The sequence below is a fragment of the Chromobacterium sp. CCUG 30098 genome (genome assembly GCF_059916605.1).
The window spans coordinates 987,560-1,007,018 of the sequence record NZ_JAUCGS010000001.1 but is presented as its reverse complement, the minus strand read 5'-3'; the positions used below and the strand labels follow the sequence as shown (position 1 = coordinate 1,007,018).

Genomic DNA, 19,459 nt, shown 5'->3' with positions numbered 1-19,459 from the left:
GAAGGAATCTGACCTTGCGCCGGAAGCCTCCATGGACCTGAAGAACCTGTACACCCGCCTGCCCTCCGTTGACCGCCTGCTGGGCCACGAGCGCCTGGCCCGCCTGCTGGGCCGCCACGGCAACGCCGCGCTGGCCGAGGCCGTGCGCCAGACGCTGGAGCAGGCGCGCCGGACCATACGCGAACAACAGGCGCTGCCCGCCTGGGCCGACAGCGACGACAGCCTGGCCGCCGCCGTCGGCGACCGGGTCGCCGAACGGCAACGCATGCGGATGCGGCCGGTGTTCAATCTGTCCGGCACCGTATTGCACACCAATCTGGGCCGCGCGCCGATGGCCGAAGCCGCGGTGGAAGCCGTCGCCGCGGCGATGCGCGAAGCCGCCACGCTGGAATTCGATCTGCAAGGCGCCGGCCGCGGCCACCGCGACCAGGCGGTCAGCGAGCTGCTGCGCGAACTCACCGGCGCCGAAGCCGCCTGCGTGGTCAACAACAACGCGGCCGCAGTGCTCATCATGCTGTCCACCGTCGCCGCCGGCCGCGAGGTGATCCTGTCCCGCGGCGAGATGGTGGAGATCGGCGGCGCCTTCCGCATGCCAGACGTGATGCGCCAGGCCGGCTGCCGGCTGGTGGAAGTGGGCGCCACCAACCGCACCCATCTGAAGGACTATCGCAACGCCGTCACCGCGGAAACCGGTCTCCTGCTCAAGGTCCACACCAGCAATTACGCGATTCAGGGCTTCGCCAGCAGCGTGGCGGAGGCGGAACTGGCCGAACTGGCGCGCGAACGCGGCCTGCCGGTGGCCACCGACCTGGGCTCCGGCGCGCTGATCGACCTGGCCGCCTACGGCCTGCCGCACGAGCCTATGCCGCAACAGATGATCGCCGCCGGCGTTGACCTGGTCAGCTTCTCCGGCGACAAGCTGCTGGGCGGCCCGCAGGCCGGCCTGATCATCGGCAAGCGCGAATGGATAGACAAGATTCAGCAGCACCCGCTCAAACGCGCGCTGCGCTGCGACAAGATGACGCTGGCGGCGCTGGAAGCCACGCTGCGGCTTTATCTGGAACCGGACCGGCTGGCCGACACGCTGCCGACGCTGCGCCGGCTGAGCCGCCCGCAAGCGGCGATGCGCGCCAGCGCCGAGCGCTTGCTCGCTCCGCTGAGCGCGGTGTTGGGAACGGACTACCTGGTGGAAGGCGCCGCCTGCCTGTCCCAGATCGGCAGCGGCTCGCTGCCGGTGGATAGGCTGCCCAGCTGGGCGCTGGCGGTTTCGCCGGTCGACGGCCGTGGCGGCACGCTGGAACGGCTGGCCGAAGCGCTGCGCGCGCTGCCGCAGCCGGTGATCGGCCGGCTGGCCGACGGCAGGCTGTGGCTGGACCTGCGCTGTCTGGAGGACGAAGCCGGCTTCATCGCCAATCTGGCCTCATTGGCGCGTCCATAGCCAGATCAAGACGCCGGCGGCCGCGGCCCAGCACGCCGCCGCGCCCAGCAAGGCCGCGCCCAGCCGCCAGCGGTCTATCAGCCAATACAGGGCCAGCAAATAGATGAAATAAGGCAGCAGCGAAGCCATGCCGAACAGCAAGGTGGTTTTCAGCTCGGCCGCGCCGCGCTCGCTGCCGACAATATAGTGCGCGATCAACGCGAAAGTGGGGAACAGCGGCACCAGGCCGGCGATATAGTAATTCCTGGACCTGGCCAACACGCTGATCAACAGCACCGCCAGCGCGCCCAAGGCGCTTTTCAGCAATAAAGCCATTCCCCTCCCCGTTCCCGGAAAACCCCAATTGTGTCACAAGGCGTCCCCGCCGCGGCTGAGGTTCATTCTTGTTCTCATTCTCATTAATAAAAACAATCAATTTTTTAAAATTAATAGCCTTTGTGCGATAATCAGGGCATCCTACCCACTGCCGGACTGCACTGCCATGGCCCACACTCATCACGCCGTCGACGGCGACAGCGTAGAGAAACGCCGCGCCGGCCGCGTCAGCACGCTGGTCAGCGTCGCGGTCAACCTGATCCTCTCCACCACCCAGATCGTGGTGGGCGCGCTGGCGCACTCCTCCGCCTTGATCGCCGACGGCCTGCACTCGCTGTCCGACCTGATCGCCGACTTCGTAGTCTTGCTGGCCGGCAAACACAGCCACAAGGCGCCGGACAACGATCACCACTACGGCCATCACCGCTACGAGAACGCCGCCTCGCTGATCCTGGGCCTGCTCTTGCTGGGCGTCGGCCTGGGCATGCTGTACAGCGCCGCCGCGAAATTCCACGACCCCGCCTCCATTCCCACCGTCCACGCCGTCGCCCTGTGGGTGGCGCTGCTGGCCTTGGCGGTCAAGGAAGCGCTGTTCCGCTACATGCTGGCGGTGGCTAAGCGCGTGCGCTCCAGCATGCTGGTGGCCAATGCCTGGCACGCGCGCTCCGACGCGGCCTCCTCGCTGGTGGTGGCGCTGGGCATCATCGGCAGCCTGATGGGCTATCCGCTGCTGGACCCGGTGGCCGCCCTGCTGGTGGGCCTGCTGGTCGCCCGCATGGGCTGGCGCTTCGGCTGGGACGCGATGCACGACCTGATGGACCGCGCCGCCGACGACGACGCCGTCGCCGCCATCCGCCAGACCCTGCTGAGCACCCCGGGCATTCACGGCGTGCACGATCTGCGCACCCGCAAGATGGGCGACCTGATCCAGGTGGACGTGCACCTGGAAGTGGACGGCGCCATCAGCGTGGAACAGGCCCACGCCATCTCGGAAGCCGCGCGCCACCGCGTGCTTGAACGGCACCCGGTGCTGGACGTGCTCGCCCACATCGACCCCGCCGGCCATTATCTGCCGGACCCCTCGCCCGCCCGCTGAGCCCAGCCCATGGCCAAGTCCGCCGTTTCTGGCGATACTTGGCCTTTTACCCCTGCCGCTTCGCCCGCCATGATTATCGCCACCGCCGGACACGTAGACCACGGCAAGACCGCCCTGCTTCACGCCCTGACCGGCACCGACGCCGACCGCCTGCCGGAAGAAAAAAAGCGCGGCATGACCATAGACCTGGGCTATGCCTATCTGCCGACGCCCGAGGGCGGCGCGATCGGCTTCATCGACGTGCCCGGCCATGAGCGTTTCCTGAGCAATATGCTGGCCGGCGTCGGCGGCGTGCGCCACGCGCTGCTGGTGATCGCCGCCGACGACGGCGTGATGCCGCAAACCCGAGAACACCTGGCCATCCTGCAATTGCTGCAACTGGACAGCCTGACCGTGGCCATCAGCAAAAGCGACCTGGCCGGCCCGGAAGCGCTGGAAGGCGTCATGGACGAGGCGCGGCGGGCGCTGGCCGAACACGGCCTGCGCGCGGCTGCGCTGCTGCCGGTTTCCGCGCGCAGCGGCGCCGGCGTCGACGTCTTGCGGCGGCATCTGCTGCAACTGCGCGACCAAGCCGCCGGAACCGAACGCCGCTTCCGCCTGGCGATAGACCGCGCCTTCACCATAGGCGGCGCCGGCCTGGTGGTGACCGGCACCGCCTGGGGCGGCCGCGTGAACGTGGGCGACGCCCTATGGCTGAGCGGCAAGGACGTCGCCGTCCGCGTGCGCGGCCTGCACGTGCAAAACCAGCCGGCGCGGCAAGGCCAGGCCGGCCAGCGCATTGCGCTCAACCTGGTCGGCGACATCGACAAACGACAGATTCAACGCGGCGACTGGCTGCTGGAGCAAGCGGCGCCGGCGCCGGCCGTCCGCGTCAGCGTGCGCTTGCGCCTGGCCCCGGCCGCTCACGCCACTTTGCGCCACTGGCAGGCCGTCCATCTCCATCACGCCGCCAGCCACTCCACCGGTCGGGTGGCCCTGCTGGAACGTCCGCAACTCCATCCCGGCGACGAGGGACTGGCTGAACTGAGCCTGGACCGGCCGCTGCACCTGGCCGACGGCGACAAGCTGATCCTGCGCGACGCCGGCGCGCAGCACACCCTGGCCTGCGCCACGGTGCTGGAACGGCAGCCGCCTACGCGCGGCAAGCGCCAAGACGAACGGCTGGCCCATCTGCGCGCTCTGGCCGCGGCCGGAAGCGACAACGTCCAGAACCTGCGGCTGCGCCTGAGCCGACAGGCGCTTTCCCTGCCCGATCTCGCCTGGGACCGGCAATTGAGCGAAGCCGGGCTGGCGGAGCTGCTGCGCGCCGCCCCGCTGCTCACCGCCGGCCAGCACGCTTACGCGCCGGAACACTGGGCGGAGTTGCAAGGACAGCTGCTGGAACGGCTGGCGGCGCTGCATCTCCAGCAGCCGGACCAGCTGGGCGCCAGCCGCGGCCGCGCGCGCCGGCTGGCGCTGCCGCAGGAAAGCGAGGCCGCGGTCAATTTGATGATCGATCAATTGCTGGCGGAGGGAAGGCTGGCCAATACCCGCGGCTGGCTGCATCTGCCCGGCCACGTGCTGGCTTTCGACGCGGAAGAGACCGCGCTGTGGCGGCGTTTGGAACCGGCTTTCACCGATCAGGGACAGCCGCATTGGGTGCGGGATTTGGCCGCGGCGGCCGGCGTGGAGGAGGACACGGCGCGCGCCGTGCTGCGCAAAGCCGCGAGGCTGGGCCATGTCCACGCCGTGGTGCGGGACCGCTATTTCTCCAGCGCGGCGATCCGCGGCATGGCGGCCATCGTGCACAGCCTGAATCAGGACGCCGGCTACGCCGACGCCGCCAACTTCCGCGACCAACTGGGCTGCGGCCGCAAGCTGGCGATTCAAATCCTGGAGTATTTCGACCGCTGCGGCTTCACCCGCCGCCTGGGGGACAGGCATTTGCTGCGCGAAGCGCGGCTGTTCGACTAACCTGCGTGTCCAGGGCCGGACGGCGATTCCAGCGCCCGGCCCAACACCGCGCGCAACCGGCTGATATCGAAAGGCTTCTCCAGCCGCGCGGCGAACCAGGCGGCGCGCGGATCGGCGTATTCCTCGGGGTAAGCGGTCATCGCGATGATTTTCACGTCGCGGTGGCGCACGCTGCGCTTCAGCGCCTCCGCCACCGAATAACCGCTCTCATTGCCCAGCTGCATGTCCAGCAAGACCACGTTGAAGCTGGCTTGTTGCAGCTTCTGACAGGCTTCCGCCACCGAGCTGGCGGTGGACACCGCGTAGCCGTTCATTTGCAGGCAATCGGAAAACGGCTCTCGGATATTCTTGTCGTCGTCCACCACTAGCACCGAACGTTCCGGCCCCGGCGGCTGATCCGGCACCACGATGGGCAAGCGGACGATGAACTCGGAGCCCACGCCCACCACGCTCTTCAGCTCCAGCTCCCCGCCCAGCAAGGACACCAGTTCCTTGACCACCGCCAGGCCCAGCCCGCTGCTGCCCACCCGGCGCGCGTGCCCCTGGAAAAACGGCTGGAAGATGCGCGATTGAAACTCCTCCGGCACGCCGATGCCGGTGTCTATCACGCGGATATCCAGGATATTGCGACCGTCGGCGCTGTCCACGCCGGCCTCCACCGTGACCGTGCCGTGATCGGTGTAGCGGATGGCGTTGGTCAGCAGATTGCCGACGATCTGCCGCAAGCGGTCGCCGTCCAGTTTCACCGTCTCAGGCAATTCGCCCAGCCGCACATGCAGGCCCAGGCCCTTGCCGTCCAACTGCGCGCGATGCACGTCGATCACCTCGTTCAAGGTCGCCGCCACGTCCACATCGCCGATATGCAGCCGGAACTGCATATTCTTGATCGCGGAGATGTCCATGATGTCGCGCACCTGGGTCATCAGATGCGCCATGCAGGTTTTCAAGCGTCCCACCGCCTTGGCGGCCTTGCCGGCCGGATCGATGTCCGGCTCGATCAACTCCACGCACACCTGCATGGTCTGCAGCGGCGAGCGGATCTCGTGGCTTAGCGTGGCGAGGAAGGTGGTGCGGTCCAGCTCCGCGTTCACCGTGGCCTTGTGCGCCGCCCGCTCCTGCTCCAGCAGCTGCTGGCGCGCGGCGGCGTCGCGACGCGCGCCCTGATAGCGGTACAGCAGCACGAAAATCACCATGCAGATGCCGCCCAGCGCAAACCACAGCGAGGCGACCAATTGCTGGTTGTGCCGCAAGTCCTTGTTGCGCGCGTCGCGCGAAGACACCTCGGCCACGCGCGCCTGGACCGCGAACTCCGCCAGCGACGGCCGGATGCTGTCGATGCGGTCTATGTTCTGCTGCGCGCTCCGGACGCTGGGATGCAGGATGTTTTCGTCCTCGAAGAAATCCTGCAGCAGGCTGGCTGTGCCTTTGAAGCCATCGACGCGGCTCAGCATCTCCTGCATCTTGGACGGCGTGACGAAATCCAGGAAACGGCTGTTGGCCACCGCCAGCCGGAATTGCACCTGAGACTCGGGGACTTCCCCCGCCTTCAAACGCAATAAGTCAGCGCGCGCTTTCTCCAGCTCAAGCTGCATCTGCGCCACCGACCAGTACAAATCCTCGCTGCGCCCCTCAAAGCTGCGCGCCGGCACATAACGCTCGATCGCCATGTAAACGCCGATGCCCAGCAGCAAAAAGCCGAGCAAGGCCAGCGCCGGGATGCCCTTCCAGCCGGACAGCATCGACTTGTTCATCGCTCGTCCCGAGCCCTCCTGGCCGGCCGGCATCAGAACACCACCAGGCGGTTGATCTGCCACACCAGCTTGGCGTCCATCACCGGCCCTTTCTTGTCCTCCGGCATTTGATCCAGCGGATACATCAGCCATAAGGGACCGCGGTTGGTGATGTCCAAAGGCTTGTTGTTGACCGAGCGCGCCAACACCACGTCGAAGTCGTAGAACTCGCGGCGGTCTATCCAGTACACGTAATCGTTCAGGGCCCGCAGCTTGACCTTCTGGCCGCTGGCGCCCACCTTGGCCAGAATGTCCCGCATCAGCGGCCCGCTGAACACCGATTGCGGCGTCCAGGTGGTCCGGGTCACCACCGAATGCTGACGCAAGCTCTGCAAGTCCTGCTCGCGGAACTCGTACACATTCTTTTCTTTATTGGTGAACTGGCTGATCTTGCCCGACACCGTCAACACCACAGGCCCCGGCGCGGCATGAAGCGCGGCCACGCAACACGCCAGCGCCACTCCGCTCAAGACCGCCTTCCCGCTCTTCCCCATGCCAAGCTCCCAACCCTGCTCATCCCGCGCCCTTGGCCCGGCGGCTTCACGCGCCGGACTCATGACATTTGAACTTTGATTTCACAAGCAAAATAATTGAATCTAATTAGAACAAAAATGCCATTAAAATATTTACGGCCAATATATCAAGCCGTCCAACAAAACGCTATCCGCCCGCATCCAGACCAGTCCCATGGGACAGTAGCCGCGACCCGCCGCCAGGGCGGCGCGCCGCGCGCAATGAAAAAGCGGCCCCTTGGGCCGCTTTTTCTTGGCTCCGCCGGCGTCGCCGGCCATGCTTTACTTGCCGCGACGCAAGCCCGGACGGCCTGCGACATGGCAAAGCTGGATAAACAGGGAAAGAACGTGCTTCATGCTGATTTCCTTTATTCTCGGTAGACGGAATGCCCCGGCGCTCTTGCGGCGCGTTCGGCGGGGCCCTCCATTCTAACGGCATGAGGCGAGGCCAAGACATTCATTTTATTTATAAGGCATAAAATTAACTTATCGCCGGTTCACCCTCTCGCCAGCAAGACAAGGCAGGCCGGCAGCGGCGGAGGAAGCGGATCGCACTAGCCGCGCATCCGCGTTTCAAAGCGGTGCTCAAGGCCCTTTCCCCGTCTCCTTGCCGCGCGACAGATCGTGAACGGGTTCCGCGATTCCGCGATATAATGCGCGCTGGCGTCCCCGGACGCCATCGGGCCAAGAGCCCGCTCGCTCGCAGGAAGAGACGCGTCCCCGGTGGGGCGGCTGGTCTTCAAAATCAGATGGGGCCGCCAGCGGTCCCGGGCAGGTTCGACTCCTGTTCTCTTCCGCCATTCGCTTCGGCCACGCCCAGCCCCAGGCACAGCGAGCAATGGCATTGGATCGCATGCTGTTTCACCAGCGCGCGCAGACGCTCCAGCCGCTGCACCTCCGCCAGCATCACCGACACCGGCGCGGGTTTGGCTTCGGTTTTTCTCGACGCCGGCCAAGCCGTCGTCGTCGCTCCCGCCGCCGCGCCAACGCCCAACATCGCGCCGCCCACACCGATATGCCGCCATTTCACCCGCATCGCGCTCTCCTCGCCCTTGGGCAAACCGCCCAGACATCCGACTCCGCGGCCGGCGGGAAGTGCCGTCGACGCCCATAAAAAAACGGCCCCGTTCGGGACCGTTCCTTGCTCGTTCGCCAAATCAGCGAATGATTTCCACCTTGTAGCGCGGCGGCAGCAACAGCGCCGGCACTTCCCGCTTCGCCTTGCGGCTGCGGCGGCCGTTCAAGGGCTTCTTCACGCCCTCGGAGGAGCCGGCCAGAACCGAAGCCTCCGGCTTGGGCGGCGCAGACGGGCGCTCCCGTTCGCGTTCGCGCTCGTTGGGGCGCGCCAGCCAGGAGGGACGGAAGCCGTCCACGATCTGCGGCGTCAGCGTCTGCTTGGTCAGCTTCTCGATGGAGTCGTGCTGGCGGGTTTCTTCCGGAGACATCAAAGAGATCGCCACGCCCTTGGCGCCGGCGCGGCCGGTGCGGCCAATCCGGTGCACATAGTCTTCCGGGGCGTTCGGCAGCTCGAAGTTGACCACATAGGGCAGCTCCGTCACGTCCAGGCCGCGGGCGGCGACATCGGTGGCCACCAACACGCGCAGCTTGCCTTCCTTGAACGAGGCTAGCGTTTCCAGACGCGCGCCCTGCGCCTTGTCGCCGTGAATGGCTTCGGCTTGCAGACCGTCGCGCTGCAACTCGCGCGCCAGACGGTCGGCGCTGAGCTTGGTCTTACAGAACACGATGACCTGGCTCATGTCGCGGGACTTGATCAGATGCGTCAGCAGATGACGCTTCTTGAAGGCGTCCACCGAGTAAACGATCTGCTCGACCTGATCGTTGGTGGCGTTCTGACGCGCCACCTCCACCGTTTGCGGCGACTTCATGAAGTCGGCGGCCAGCCGCTTGATCTCCGGCGCGAAAGTGGCGGAGAACAGCAGGGTCTGACGCTCTTTGGGCAGCATGCCCATGATCTTGCGGATGTCCTGGATGAAGCCCATGTCCAGCATGCGGTCGCCTTCGTCCAACACCAGCACTTCCACCTTGTTCAATTGAACGGTTTTTTGCTGGATGTGGTCGAGCAGGCGGCCCGGCGTGGCGATCAGGATCTCAACGCCGCGGCGCAGTTCCTGAGTTTGCGGGTCCATATTGACCCCGCCGAACACCGTGGTGGCGCGCAGCGGCAGGTATTTGGTGTAGCTCTTGACGTTGACGCCGATCTGATCCGCCAACTCGCGGGTTGGCGACAACACCAAGGCGCGCAGCGGATGCATCGCCGGCGATACGCTGGTGTTGGCGTATTTCTTCAGGCGCTCCAGAATGGGCAGCATGAAGGCCGCGGTCTTGCCGGTGCCGGTTTGAGCGGCGGCCAGCAAATCGCGGCTGGACAAGACCAGAGGAATCGCCTTTTCCTGAATCGGGGTGGGCTGGGAATAGCCCTGTTCTTCGATGGCGCGCAGAATCTCGGGAGACAACCCGAGTTCGGAAAACAGCATGGACAACACTCCTGCAAAACTCGCGGGGCCTGTTGCGCGCATGCGCCAACACGCCCCCGTATTCAAATGACACGAACGGACAAGGCAACGCCGCCCGGACGGCGGCGTTGGGTCGTCAGCCCATGTGGCTTGCGACGCTGAGCAGCAGGATTACGGCCAACCATAGCAAGGCGGAACGCCAGACCAGACCAACCGCGCTTTTCAGGTAGTTGGGGTCCGCTTCGTCGCCCAAGCCCAGTTCGGGCCGGAAGCGTATGGAGTAATCCTGTCTGAGCGGATCGCCCAATTTCACGCCGATCGCACCCGCGGCCGAAGCCAACAAAATGCCATTAGCGTAGTTCCCCCATGTTTTGGCCTGGGAGCGCCAGCAATACACCGCATCCTCGAAATCGCCCATGATGGCGAAGCTGGCGGCGGTCAAACGCACCGGAATCCAGTCCAGCCAAGCGGCGGCGCTGGCCGAGAAACGGCCGAACGGGTCCTCGTTCGCGTCGCGGTTGCCCCATTTCTGATTCAGCATAGAACAGAGGCGGTACAACAGCGCGCCGGCCGGACCCGGCAACAGCACGAACCAGAACATGGTGCCGAACACGTGGCGGTAACTGTCCACCACCCCCTGCTCGATCGCCAGCCGGGAAATCTCCTCAACCGACAACTCCGCGGTGCCCTGTCCGGTCCAGTTCGCCAAGGAGGCGCGCGCGTCCAGATCCCGCCCTTCGGCCAAGGCCTGGGAGATTTCGGAGAACGCGCTGGAGAAATGGCGGAAACCCATGGTCAGATACAAGACCAGGACATTCCACAACATCGCCAGAATCGGACTCAAGGCGTGCAGCGCGTAATAGATCAGCAAGCTGAGCAAGACCGCAGGCACGATCGCCAAGGACCACGCCAACACGCCATGACGGTTGGAGCCGGCATTCAGATTGCGTTCCAAATGATTGGCGTAGCGGGTGAACAGCAGCCAGACGCGATTGCGATTGCCCAAGGGCCGCAACTGCTCCAGTGCCAGAGCGATAATCAAGGAAATCAGGGTCATTGGTTCCGGATAGTGGTTTTCTCAGGCCCGGAGAGGAAGATACCATAAAGGCCAGGGCATTCCCACTGCTCCTTGAGAATAGACTCTAAAACCGTCGGACGGAAACGCCAAGAGCGCCGCAACGGCGCTCTTGCATGCCCCCTCGGGAACGGCTTCAAACGCTCAGGCGGAGCCGAGAAAGCGTCGCCCGGCGGCCAGTTCCGGCAATTGGCCGGCCTTGTCGTAGCCCACGGTGGACGCGGCGGCGTCCTTCAAGGTGTTCAGCGCGCCCTCCACCAGCGACAAGCGCTGATCGATGAAGCTGCCGTTGAGCTGATTGATGCTCTGCGCCCGCTGGATCGCCTCTTCCAGCCCGGTCCAGGCCAGGCTGGCCTCCGGCTTGTCCGCCAGCCAGATGTAAACCGTCTCGCTGTCCTGCACGCCGATCCGCCGCATCAATTCGCCGCGCTGGGCGGCGCTGACGGCCAATAGGTCCAACACGCCGCTCTTGCTCTCGGCCAGGGCGTCCAGCTGAACGTCAAAGCCCTGCACCAGCACCTTCTGTTCCTGCTCCAGCAACGCGATCAGCCGGGCGACGAGAGCGCTCTCGGCCCGGCACAGCTGGCAGAATTCTTCAACAACGTTCATGCCTGACTCTCACCTGCGCGCGCTCAGCGCGCCAACAATTCCTTGGTGGAGGCGATCAAGCCGTCGGCGATCTTCTCCGGATTGACGTTGAAGGTGCCCGCGGCTATCGCCGACTTGATCGCGGCCACTTTGCCTGCGTCGAAGCCGGAATCGCCGCTGACCTTGCTTTCCACCGCGCTCAGACGGCTGGCCAAAGGGTTGATCGTCACGCTGTCGGATCCACTGGCGGCAGGGTTGGCGTTGGCGGCCGCGTCGCGCGGCGCCGCCTTGTTCTGGGTGCTGTAGCTTGCTGACAGCTTGCCCGAGTTATCTACTTTCATGGCATGGCCTTCCCAAAGGGAACCTGGATTACCTCTATTATCGGACGGAAAAACAATATCTTGAAGACTTTCGCCCAATTATCCGCCGCTGCGCGCCGAGACCTGCCGGCGAACCGTCTCTAATATATCACCATCACGCTGCCGTCCGCTTGAACTTGCCCGCGTATCACCCGCCCGGAAGCCATGCGCACCGACACTTGCTCGCCCTCGGCGGCATTGCCTATCGCCAAACCGTCGGCCGCCGCGGCGAAGCCCTCGCCCGAGGCCACCACTTTGACCCGCTGGTTGCTGTTCACCAGATAAGGCGCGCGCACCATGAAGCTGCGCAGCCAGGCGCCGGCCGGCGCGCCGGAGCGCATGGTCTTGCCTATCGCCTGCTGCAGATCGTCCAGCACATTGCGCGCCAGGCTGGGGTTGGCCACCTCGACCAGGCGCAGGTCGGCGGCGCTCAGCACCTCGCCGGCCGCCACCGCGCGGCTCAAAGCCACGCCCATTTTCTTTTCATTGATCCGCACCGGAATCCGCAGCGCCCACCCCAGTTCCGGGCAGGACACCGCGACGAAGGTGGAACCGGTGGTCACCCCCGGCGTCGCCCAATCCGCCTTGGGCTGCGCGCAGGCCGGCACCGCCAGCTTGCGGTCCAGCTGCCCCAGCGTCCAGGTGGCCGGCCGCATCGACAACTCGTGCTTGAGAAAGTCGCCGGCCAAAGCCTCCAGCCGCCCCAGATCCTGCATGGCGGCCGACGCCGCCACGCTCCAGGCGCAGCACATCATCCACAGTAGTAAACGTCGCATTCCCGCATTCTAGCGCAAGCGGGCCCAGGGCTGCAGCCTGGGGCCGCTATTGACAATGCGATGCATACATTCAAATAATCGTTCGAATAGAGCTTAGACTCTTAAATCTAAATTAAATAAAACCAAAGTTTTATCCGGAAGGGGACATTCCAAATGCGCAAGCGCCTGAACACGCTGGCCGTGGCCACTCTGCTGGCCCTGCCGGCCGCCGCCAACGCCTATAGCAATTTCTATTTTTTCGGGGACAGTCTTTCGGACGTCGGAGCTTTCGGCGGCCTGGGCGGTCTGCCGTCCAACGCTCGCTGGACCACCGGCAACGGAGCCAACTGGACCGACGCGCTGGCAGCACGATACGGTTTGAAATCCATTGCCAACAACTCCAGCAATCCAAACACAAGTCCGAGCGGCAACAATTACGCCCAAGGCGGCGCTGTGGCTCAACTCTACAGCGACATTACCGTCTTTCCCGGCACCACTGGCGCCAATGGCTCGGTCGAACAATTCGGCCCGGACAAAACCACCGCCATTCAGGAGCTGCCGCAGCAAATCAGCGCCTACTTGGCCGCCAGCGACGGCAAAGCGAACCCCAACGCCATTTATTCAGTCTGGATCGGGGGCAACGACATTGCCGCCGCCGCCGGCACCGTCACTGCGGACCCCACTAAAGCGAGCGCCACCAAACTGCTGATGAGTTCAGCGAATTCGACCAGCTCCGTGATAGGTCAATTGCAAAGCGCGGGAGCCCAGACCATCATCGTGCCCAATGTCCCCAATCTGGCCTCCACTCCCGCCGTGATTTACCAAACGGTGCAGGGCGTGGCGACAAAGATCGGCACGATGAACGGCTTGAGCGGGACCGCGCTGAGCAACTACGTCACCCAGGCCGTCGGCGCTGCCTGGCAGGTGTTGAGCAGCAACGCGTCAACCTCCGGCAATCAAAACACGGTTATCCAACAGGCTCTCGCCGCGGCCAACGCCGCCATCGGCCTGCCTGACTCAGCCACCACCCTCACCTCAAGCTACAATACGGCCTCCGCCGGATTGCAAGAACTGAGCAACGGCTACAACGCGTTGGTGGATAACGCCTTGCTAAGCAGCGGCCGGCAACACGGCATCGTCCGCGCCAACATCTCATTGCTGTTTCAGGAGGTGCTGGCAAATCCGGCAAAGTACGGTTTCACCAATGTACTGGGTTCATCCTGCCCCCAATCTGCGATCAACTGCCCCGCGAACATCCTTCCCGCGCAAAACTATCTGTTCAGCGACGCGCTACACCCAACCCCAATCGCTCACGCGATGATCGGTGAGTACATTTACGGCCTGCTGCAAGCGCCCTATTTCGCCGGCGCGCTGCCGGAATCCGCGCTGAACAACGCCCGCCAGTTGGGCGGGACGCTGGACAGCCGCTACCAGGCCATCCGCGCGCAGAAGCGCGAAGTCGGCGCGGTCAGCGCCTTCGTCAGCGGCGCCTTCAACGACGACAAGGTCGGCTACGACGACGTATCCGCCAAGCCGCAAGGCCGGCTGTACACCGTGGGTCTGGACTTCCAGGCCAGTCCGGCGCTGAGCCTGGGACTGGCGATGTCCCGCCAGAACGGCAAGACCGACATCAACGGCATCGCCACGCCGGGCAGCGTAGACGACCGCAGCACCTTGATGAGCGCGCTGTTCAGCTATAAGCAGGAGCGGTTCTGGCTGGACGGCGACGCCCATATCGGCGCCGGCGATATCGACACCCGTCGCCAGGTCTCGCTGGGCGCGGCCCGGATCACGCTGAACGGCAGCGCGCGCCAGAGCCAATACGGCCTGCGCGTAGCCGGCGGCTATCTGATGCCGCTGGGCGCCTACCGCACCGGCCCCATCGCCGGCCTGGACTACGCCCACGTCAAGGTGAACGGCTTCACCGAGCAAGGAGGCAACAGCAGCAGCATGGCCTTCAACGCGCAAAACGGCACGTCCCTGGTGGCGCGCGTCGGCTGGCAGCTGGAAGCCGACATCGGCCGTTTCAGCCCCTACGCAAAACTCAGCTACGCGCACGAGTTCAAGCGCGACGACCGCGTGGTCACCGCCGGCCTGGCCACCACCCTGGGCGATTACAGCGTCAAGCTGGGCAAACCCAAGGCGGACTGGCTGGAATGGACCGCCGGTCTCAGCGCTCAATTGAGCAAGAGCGTGTCGATGTTCGGCCAGCTCAGCGCCGCCAGCGGCCGCAGCGGCAGCAATCAGACCGCCGGCAATGTCGGCGTGGCGCTGACGTTTTAAGAGCCTGTTCAATGTCTGTCGCGCGTCGGCGAGAGGGATGGAACGGGGCCTTGAACAGGCTCTAACGCCGCGGCGGACGCAAAAAAACGGCCCCTTTGGGGCCGTTTTTTCGTCCGACGCGCGTCAGCTCAAACTCCGCTCGATAAAGGCTTTGACCTCGCCCGCGTCCGCCGGGAACACCGACACTTTTTGCGGCAAGTCCTCCAGGCCGTCGAAACCGGCCGGCCGCGGCGGATCGCGGTCCAGCGCTTCGCGTATGGTGGCGGCGAACTTGGCCGGCAAGGCGGTTTCCAGGCAAACCACGGTTTCGCCGGGGCGGCGCAGCTCGCGCGCCACCTTGACGCCGTCGGCGGTATGGGTGTCCACCACCACGCCGTCTTCGCGGTCCAGCTGGCGAATGGTGGCCAACCGGTCCGCATGCGCGCTCTTGCCGGAAGCGAAGCCGAACACCTCGGCCGCGGCGGCCGTTTGCGCGGCGGACAGCGTGAAGCCGGTGCCGGCGTCCACCTGGCGCCACAGCGCTTTCAGCGCCTCGGGGTCCCGTCCCAGCAGATCGAACACGAAGCGCTCGAAGTTGGACGCCTTGGAGATGTCCATCGACGGGCTGGAGGTGACATAGGTGTTGGCCGTGCCGCGCGGACGGTAGGCGCCGGTGCGGAAGAACTCGTCCAGCACGTCGTTCTCGTTGGTGGCCACCAGCAGGCGTTCTATCGGCAAGCCCATCTGCCGCGCGATGTGGCCGGCGCAGACATTGCCAAAGTTGCCGGACGGCACGCAGAAGCTGACCTTCTCCTCATTGCCGGCGGTGGCGTTGAAATAGCCCTTGAAGTAATACACCACCTGAGCCACCACTCGCGCCCAGTTGATGGAGTTGACGGTGCCGATCTTGTGGCGCGCCTTGAAAGCATGGTCGTTCTGCACCGCCTTCACGATGTCCTGACAGTCGTCGAACATGCCCTTGATCGCGATATTGTGGATGTTGGCGTCCTGCAGGCTGTACATTTGCGCGCGCTGGAACGGGCTCATCAACCCGTCCGGGCTCAGCATGAACACCTGGATGCCCGCCTTGCCGCGCATCGCGTACTCGGCGGCGCTGCCGGTGTCGCCCGAGGTGGCGCCCAGGATGTTCAGGCGCTCGCCCTTCCTGGCCAGCACGTATTCGAACAGATTGCCCAGCAGCTGCATCGCCATGTCCTTGAAGGCCAACGTCGGGCCGTTGGACAGTTCCAGGACGGCCAGGCCGTCGTGCAGCCGCTTGAGCGGCGTGATCGCCTCGCTGCCGAAAGCCGCGCGGGTATAGGTGCGCTCGACGATGGATTTGAGATCGTCTTCCGGGATGTCTGTGGCGAACAAGCGAATGATTTCAAAAGCCAATTCGGCGTAGGACAGGCTGCGCCAGGCGTCCAGCTGCTCGCGGCCGATCTGCGGATAGCTTTCCGGCAACACCAGGCCGCCGTCGGGCGCCAGGCCCATCAGCAGGATGTCGCTGAACGATTGCGGGGCCATGCCGCCGCGGGTGCTGATATAACGCATCAGGGGGTTTCCAGATATTGGGCGCAGGCGGCGGAGGCGTCCTTCATCCGCTGTTTGCCGCGCGGGTCGTCTTTCTTGATCTGGCCGGTCAGCACGCCCATCACCTCTTCCGAGGAGAAGCGGCCGGCCAGATGCTGGCTGGCGCATTGGCAGTATTTCTGCACTTGCTCCGAGGAGCGCTGGCCGACGCCGTCCGAGGCCGGCGTGCGCTTGACGCAGCCTCGCATCAAAAAGCCCTGCAACAGGCTGTGCTGGCCGGGGGACAAGGGCGTCGCCCCGGCGCTCGCCAGGATCAGACCGGCGCCGAGGCCGGTCAGCCAGCGTTTAATCATTCAGCTCTTCCATGCGCAGGCGCACCACCTTGCCGGTAATGCTTTCCAGCGCCTCGATGCCGGTGATGGCGCGGTCTATCGCCTGTTCCTGAACGCGATGGGTCAGGATCACCACCTCGGCGGTGCCGTCGGACACCGAGCCTTTCTGGATCACCGCCTCGATCGAGATGCCGTTCTCCGCCAGCAAGCGGGTGATGTTGGCCAGCACGCCGGCGCGGTCGGCGGCGCCGATGCGCAGATAGTAGGAGCTGACCACGTCGGAGATCGGCAGGATGGGCAGGTTCTGCAGCTGGTCCGGCTGGAAAGCCAGATGCGGCACGCGGTGCTCCGGGTCCGCCGTCAGCAAGCGGGTCACGTCGACGATGTCGGCCACCACCGCGGAGGCGGTGGGCAGCGCGCCGGCGCCGGCGCCGTAGTACAAGGTCGGCCCCACCGCGTCGCCCTTGGCCAGCACCGCGTTCATCACGCCGTTGACGTTGGCGATCAGCTGGCGCGCCGGGATCAGCGTCGGATGCACGCGCAACTCGACGCCGGCGGCGGTGCGCCGGGTCAGGCCCAGCAGCTTGACGCGGTAGCCCAGCTCCTCGGCGTACTTGATGTCGCGCCCTTCCAGCTTGCTGATGCCTTCCAGGTAACAGCGGTCGAACTGCATCGGGATGCCGAAGGCCAGCGCCGCCATGATGGTGAGCTTGTGGCCGGCGTCATGGCCTTCGATGTCGAAGGTGGGATCGGCCTCGGCGTAGCCCAGCTGCTGCGCCTCGGCCAGCACTTCGGCGAAGCTCGCGCCCTTGTCGCGCATCTCGGTCAGGATGAAGTTGGAGGTGCCGTTGATGATGCCGGCTATCCACTCGATGCGGTTGGCGGACAGGCCTTCGCGCAGCGCCTTGATGATGGGGATGCCGCCGGCCACCGCGGCCTCGAAGGCCACCATCACGCCCTGTTCTTGGGCGCGGGCGAAGATTTCGGTGCCGTGCAGCGCCAGCAGTTTCTTGTTGGCGGTGACCACGTGTTTGCCGTTGGCGATGGCCTTGAGCACCAGTTCCTTGGCCACGGTGTCGCCGCCTATCAGTTCCACCACGATGTCGACGTCGGGGTTGTTCACCACCTGCATCGCGTCGGCCACCACGTCCACGTCCGGACCCAGCAGCGATTGCGCGCGCGCCTGATTGCGGTTGGCCGCCTGCAGCAGGCGGATTTGACGGCCGGCGCGGCGGCTGATTTCCTCGGCGTTGCGTTTGAGAACGGTGGCGGTGCCGCCACCTACAGTCCCCACGCCCAATAGGCCGATATTGATCGGTTTCATTCTTGCTCCCTGTCTCTAGTATTCTGTCCCTGCCCGCGGCGGCCAGGCGCAAGATCCTTGCGCGCGGCCCGCGCCGGCGGCCGGCCCTGATCAAGAGCCGCGCCGCCAGGCCGCTGCTGGCGCAGCGGGCACGTGTCCCAAGTTTTCCTTGGCAGCGGACGCTATCCGCTGTCAAGGAAAGCCTGATGGCCAAACGGGGGCCGCAGCCCCCGTCCGCCGGCTCAAGCCGCCATGATTTCAGGCTTCGCCGCCGTGGCGCTTGCGATAGTTTTCCAGGAAGCGCGCGATGCGGCCGATGGCCTCCACCAAATCGTCCGAGTTGGGAAGGAATACCACGCGGAAGTGATCGGGCGCAATCCAGTTAAACCCTGAACCCTGCACCAGCAGCACCTTTTCCTCCTGCAGCAGTTCCAGGATGAACTGCTGATCGTCGCCGACCGGGTAGATCTTGGGATCCAGCTTGGGGAACAGGTAGAGCGCGCCCTGCGGCTTGACGCAGCTGACGCCGGGAATGTCGGTCAGCAGTTTGTGCGCCAGGTCGCGCTGGCGCGCGAGGCGGCCACCCGGCGCCACCAGATCGTCAATGCTCTGGTAGCCGCCCAAGGCGGTCTGGATCGCGAACTGCGCCGGCACGTTGGCGCACAAGCGCATCGAGGCCAGCATGTTCAGGCCTTCGATATAGTCCTTGGCGTGTTTCTTCTCGCCGGACAGAATCATCCAGCCGGCGCGGTAGCCGCAGGCGCGGTAATTCTTGGACAGGCCGTTGAAGGTGACCACGAACAGATCCGGCGCCAAGGAGGCGATGGAGGTGTGCTTGACCTCGTCGTACAGCACTTTGTCGTAAATTTCGTCGGCGTAGATGATCAGCTGGTGCTGGCGCGCCACTTCCACGATCTGCTTGAGCAGCGCCGGCGGGTAGACCGCGCCGGTGGGATTGTTCGGGTTGATCACCACGATGGCGCGGGTGGCCGGCGTGATCTTGGCGCGGATGTCGTCGATGCTGGGGAACCAGCCCTGCTCTTCGTCGCACAGATAATGCACCGCCTTGCCGCCGGCCAGGCTGACGCCGGCGGTCCACAGCGGGTAATCCGGCGCCGGCACCAGCACTTCGTCGCCGTTGTCCAGCAGCGCCTGCATCGACATCACGATCAGCTCGGACACGCCGTTGCCGACGATGATGTCGTCCATGCCCACATTGGGCAGCTGCTTTTGCTGGGCGTAATGCATGATCGCCTTGCGCGCGGCGAACAGGCCCTTGGAATCGGAATAGCCGGAGGCGGACGGCAGGTTGACGATCACGTCCTCGATGATTTCGTCCGGCGCGAAAAAGCCGAACGGCGCCGGGTTGCCGATGTTCAGCTTGATGATGCGATGGCCTTCGTCTTCCATCTTCTTGGCGTGCTCAAGCACCGGACCGCGGATGTCGTAACAAACGTTGGCGAGTTTTTGCGATTTATGGACTGGCTGCATGACGACAATGGTTTCCGTGGCTTGCCGCCCGCCGGAGACGGCGGTCTTGCCCTGGCGGCGCGGTTTGTGTTCTTTCATCTGATCTCTTTGGATGTCCCCGCTGAAGCGATGGCCACGTTGACGTTGTGGCGGCAATCAGCGGCGGGGTCGAGTTATAATCCTATCCCAATCTCTGATGCACTG

General features: G+C 64.9%; 16 protein-coding genes and 1 tRNA gene. 5 read left to right on the top strand and 12 right to left on the bottom strand.

Annotated features, from left to right (window positions below):
- Window positions 1–31: 31 nt before the first annotated feature.
- Complete coding sequence (gene selA / locus QUG03_RS04755; RefSeq protein WP_500819518.1) at window positions 32–1,438, top strand: L-seryl-tRNA(Sec) selenium transferase; 1,407 nt, start codon at window positions 32–34, stop codon at window positions 1,436–1,438.
- Here selA and QUG03_RS04750 read toward each other — a convergent pair.
- The gene (locus tag QUG03_RS04750) at window positions 1,421–1,753 is read right to left on the bottom strand and encodes a GlpM family protein (protein ID WP_107800500.1); all 333 of its coding nucleotides are present in this window, start codon (window positions 1,751–1,753) and stop codon (window positions 1,421–1,423) included. The genes selA and QUG03_RS04750 overlap by 18 nt on opposite strands.
- A gap of 166 nt (window positions 1,754–1,919) precedes the next feature.
- Here QUG03_RS04750 and QUG03_RS04745 point away from each other — a divergent pair, with 166 nt between their 5' ends.
- The gene (locus QUG03_RS04745; RefSeq protein WP_500819517.1) at window positions 1,920–2,849 is read left to right on the top strand and encodes a cation diffusion facilitator family transporter; all 930 of its coding nucleotides are present in this window, start codon (window positions 1,920–1,922) and stop codon (window positions 2,847–2,849) included.
- 69 nt (window positions 2,850–2,918) lie between these two features.
- Complete coding sequence (selB, locus tag QUG03_RS04740) at window positions 2,919–4,802, top strand: selenocysteine-specific translation elongation factor (protein WP_500819515.1); 1,884 nt, start codon at window positions 2,919–2,921, stop codon at window positions 4,800–4,802.
- Here selB and QUG03_RS04735 read toward each other — a convergent pair.
- Both QUG03_RS04735 and QUG03_RS04730 read right to left on the bottom strand, forming a co-directional pair.
- Window positions 4,799–6,553: an ATP-binding response regulator gene (locus QUG03_RS04735; protein WP_500819513.1), complete on the bottom strand. Its 1,755-nt coding sequence runs from the start codon at window positions 6,551–6,553 to the stop codon at window positions 4,799–4,801. The genes selB and QUG03_RS04735 overlap by 4 nt on opposite strands.
- A 32-nt stretch (window positions 6,554–6,585) precedes the next feature.
- Complete coding sequence (locus tag QUG03_RS04730) at window positions 6,586–7,086, bottom strand: putative pterin-binding protein (RefSeq protein ID WP_107800504.1); 501 nt, start codon at window positions 7,084–7,086, stop codon at window positions 6,586–6,588.
- Window positions 7,087–7,809: 723 nt separating this feature from the next.
- Here QUG03_RS04730 and QUG03_RS04725 point away from each other — a divergent pair.
- Window positions 7,810–7,904, top strand: a tRNA-Sec gene (locus QUG03_RS04725).
- Between the two features lie 357 nt (window positions 7,905–8,261).
- Here QUG03_RS04725 and QUG03_RS04720 read toward each other — a convergent pair.
- From QUG03_RS04720 to flgA, 5 genes are all read right to left on the bottom strand, one after another.
- On the bottom strand, window positions 8,262–9,599 hold the full coding sequence (locus tag QUG03_RS04720) for a DEAD/DEAH box helicase (RefSeq protein ID WP_227104872.1): 1,338 nt from the start codon (window positions 9,597–9,599) through the stop codon (window positions 8,262–8,264).
- A gap of 115 nt (window positions 9,600–9,714) precedes the next feature.
- Window positions 9,715–10,635, bottom strand: a complete 921-nt coding sequence (locus QUG03_RS04715) for a CobD/CbiB family protein (protein WP_107800507.1) — start codon at window positions 10,633–10,635, stop codon at window positions 9,715–9,717.
- Window positions 10,636–10,797: 162 nt separating this feature from the next.
- The gene (locus QUG03_RS04710) at window positions 10,798–11,262 is read right to left on the bottom strand and encodes a flagella synthesis protein FlgN (RefSeq protein WP_107800508.1); all 465 of its coding nucleotides are present in this window, start codon (window positions 11,260–11,262) and stop codon (window positions 10,798–10,800) included.
- Between the two features lie 23 nt (window positions 11,263–11,285).
- Window positions 11,286–11,582, bottom strand: coding sequence for a flagellar biosynthesis anti-sigma factor FlgM (gene flgM, locus QUG03_RS04705; RefSeq protein WP_019100618.1), 297 nt, complete (start codon window positions 11,580–11,582; stop codon window positions 11,286–11,288).
- 119 nt (window positions 11,583–11,701) lie between these two features.
- A complete protein-coding gene (gene flgA, locus QUG03_RS04700; RefSeq protein ID WP_227104876.1) occupies window positions 11,702–12,376 on the bottom strand; it encodes a flagellar basal body P-ring formation chaperone FlgA in 675 nt (224 codons plus the stop codon).
- Window positions 12,377–12,529: 153 nt separating this feature from the next.
- Between flgA and QUG03_RS04695 the strand changes: the two genes are divergently transcribed.
- On the top strand, window positions 12,530–14,638 hold the full coding sequence (locus tag QUG03_RS04695; protein ID WP_500819512.1) for an autotransporter outer membrane beta-barrel domain-containing protein: 2,109 nt from the start codon (window positions 12,530–12,532) through the stop codon (window positions 14,636–14,638).
- Window positions 14,639–14,761: 123 nt separating this feature from the next.
- On the opposite strand, the gene thrC is transcribed toward QUG03_RS04695, so the two are convergent.
- From thrC to QUG03_RS04675, 4 genes are all read right to left on the bottom strand, one after another.
- Window positions 14,762–16,171, bottom strand: coding sequence for a threonine synthase (gene thrC / locus QUG03_RS04690; RefSeq protein ID WP_500819510.1), 1,410 nt, complete (start codon window positions 16,169–16,171; stop codon window positions 14,762–14,764).
- Window positions 16,171–16,503 (bottom strand): hypothetical protein, encoded by a 333-nt coding sequence (locus QUG03_RS04685; RefSeq protein WP_107800512.1) that lies wholly within the window; start codon window positions 16,501–16,503, stop codon window positions 16,171–16,173. The genes thrC and QUG03_RS04685 overlap by 1 nt, the downstream gene beginning before the upstream one ends.
- Window positions 16,496–17,806 carry a homoserine dehydrogenase gene (locus tag QUG03_RS04680; RefSeq protein WP_107800513.1) on the bottom strand — a complete coding sequence of 437 codons (1,311 nt, stop codon included), beginning with the start codon at window positions 17,804–17,806 and terminating at the stop codon, window positions 16,496–16,498. The genes QUG03_RS04685 and QUG03_RS04680 overlap by 8 nt, the downstream gene beginning before the upstream one ends.
- Window positions 17,807–18,043: 237 nt before the next feature.
- Window positions 18,044–19,276, bottom strand: a complete 1,233-nt coding sequence (locus tag QUG03_RS04675) for a pyridoxal phosphate-dependent aminotransferase (RefSeq protein WP_227108608.1) — start codon at window positions 19,274–19,276, stop codon at window positions 18,044–18,046.
- Window positions 19,277–19,459 lie beyond the last annotated feature (183 nt).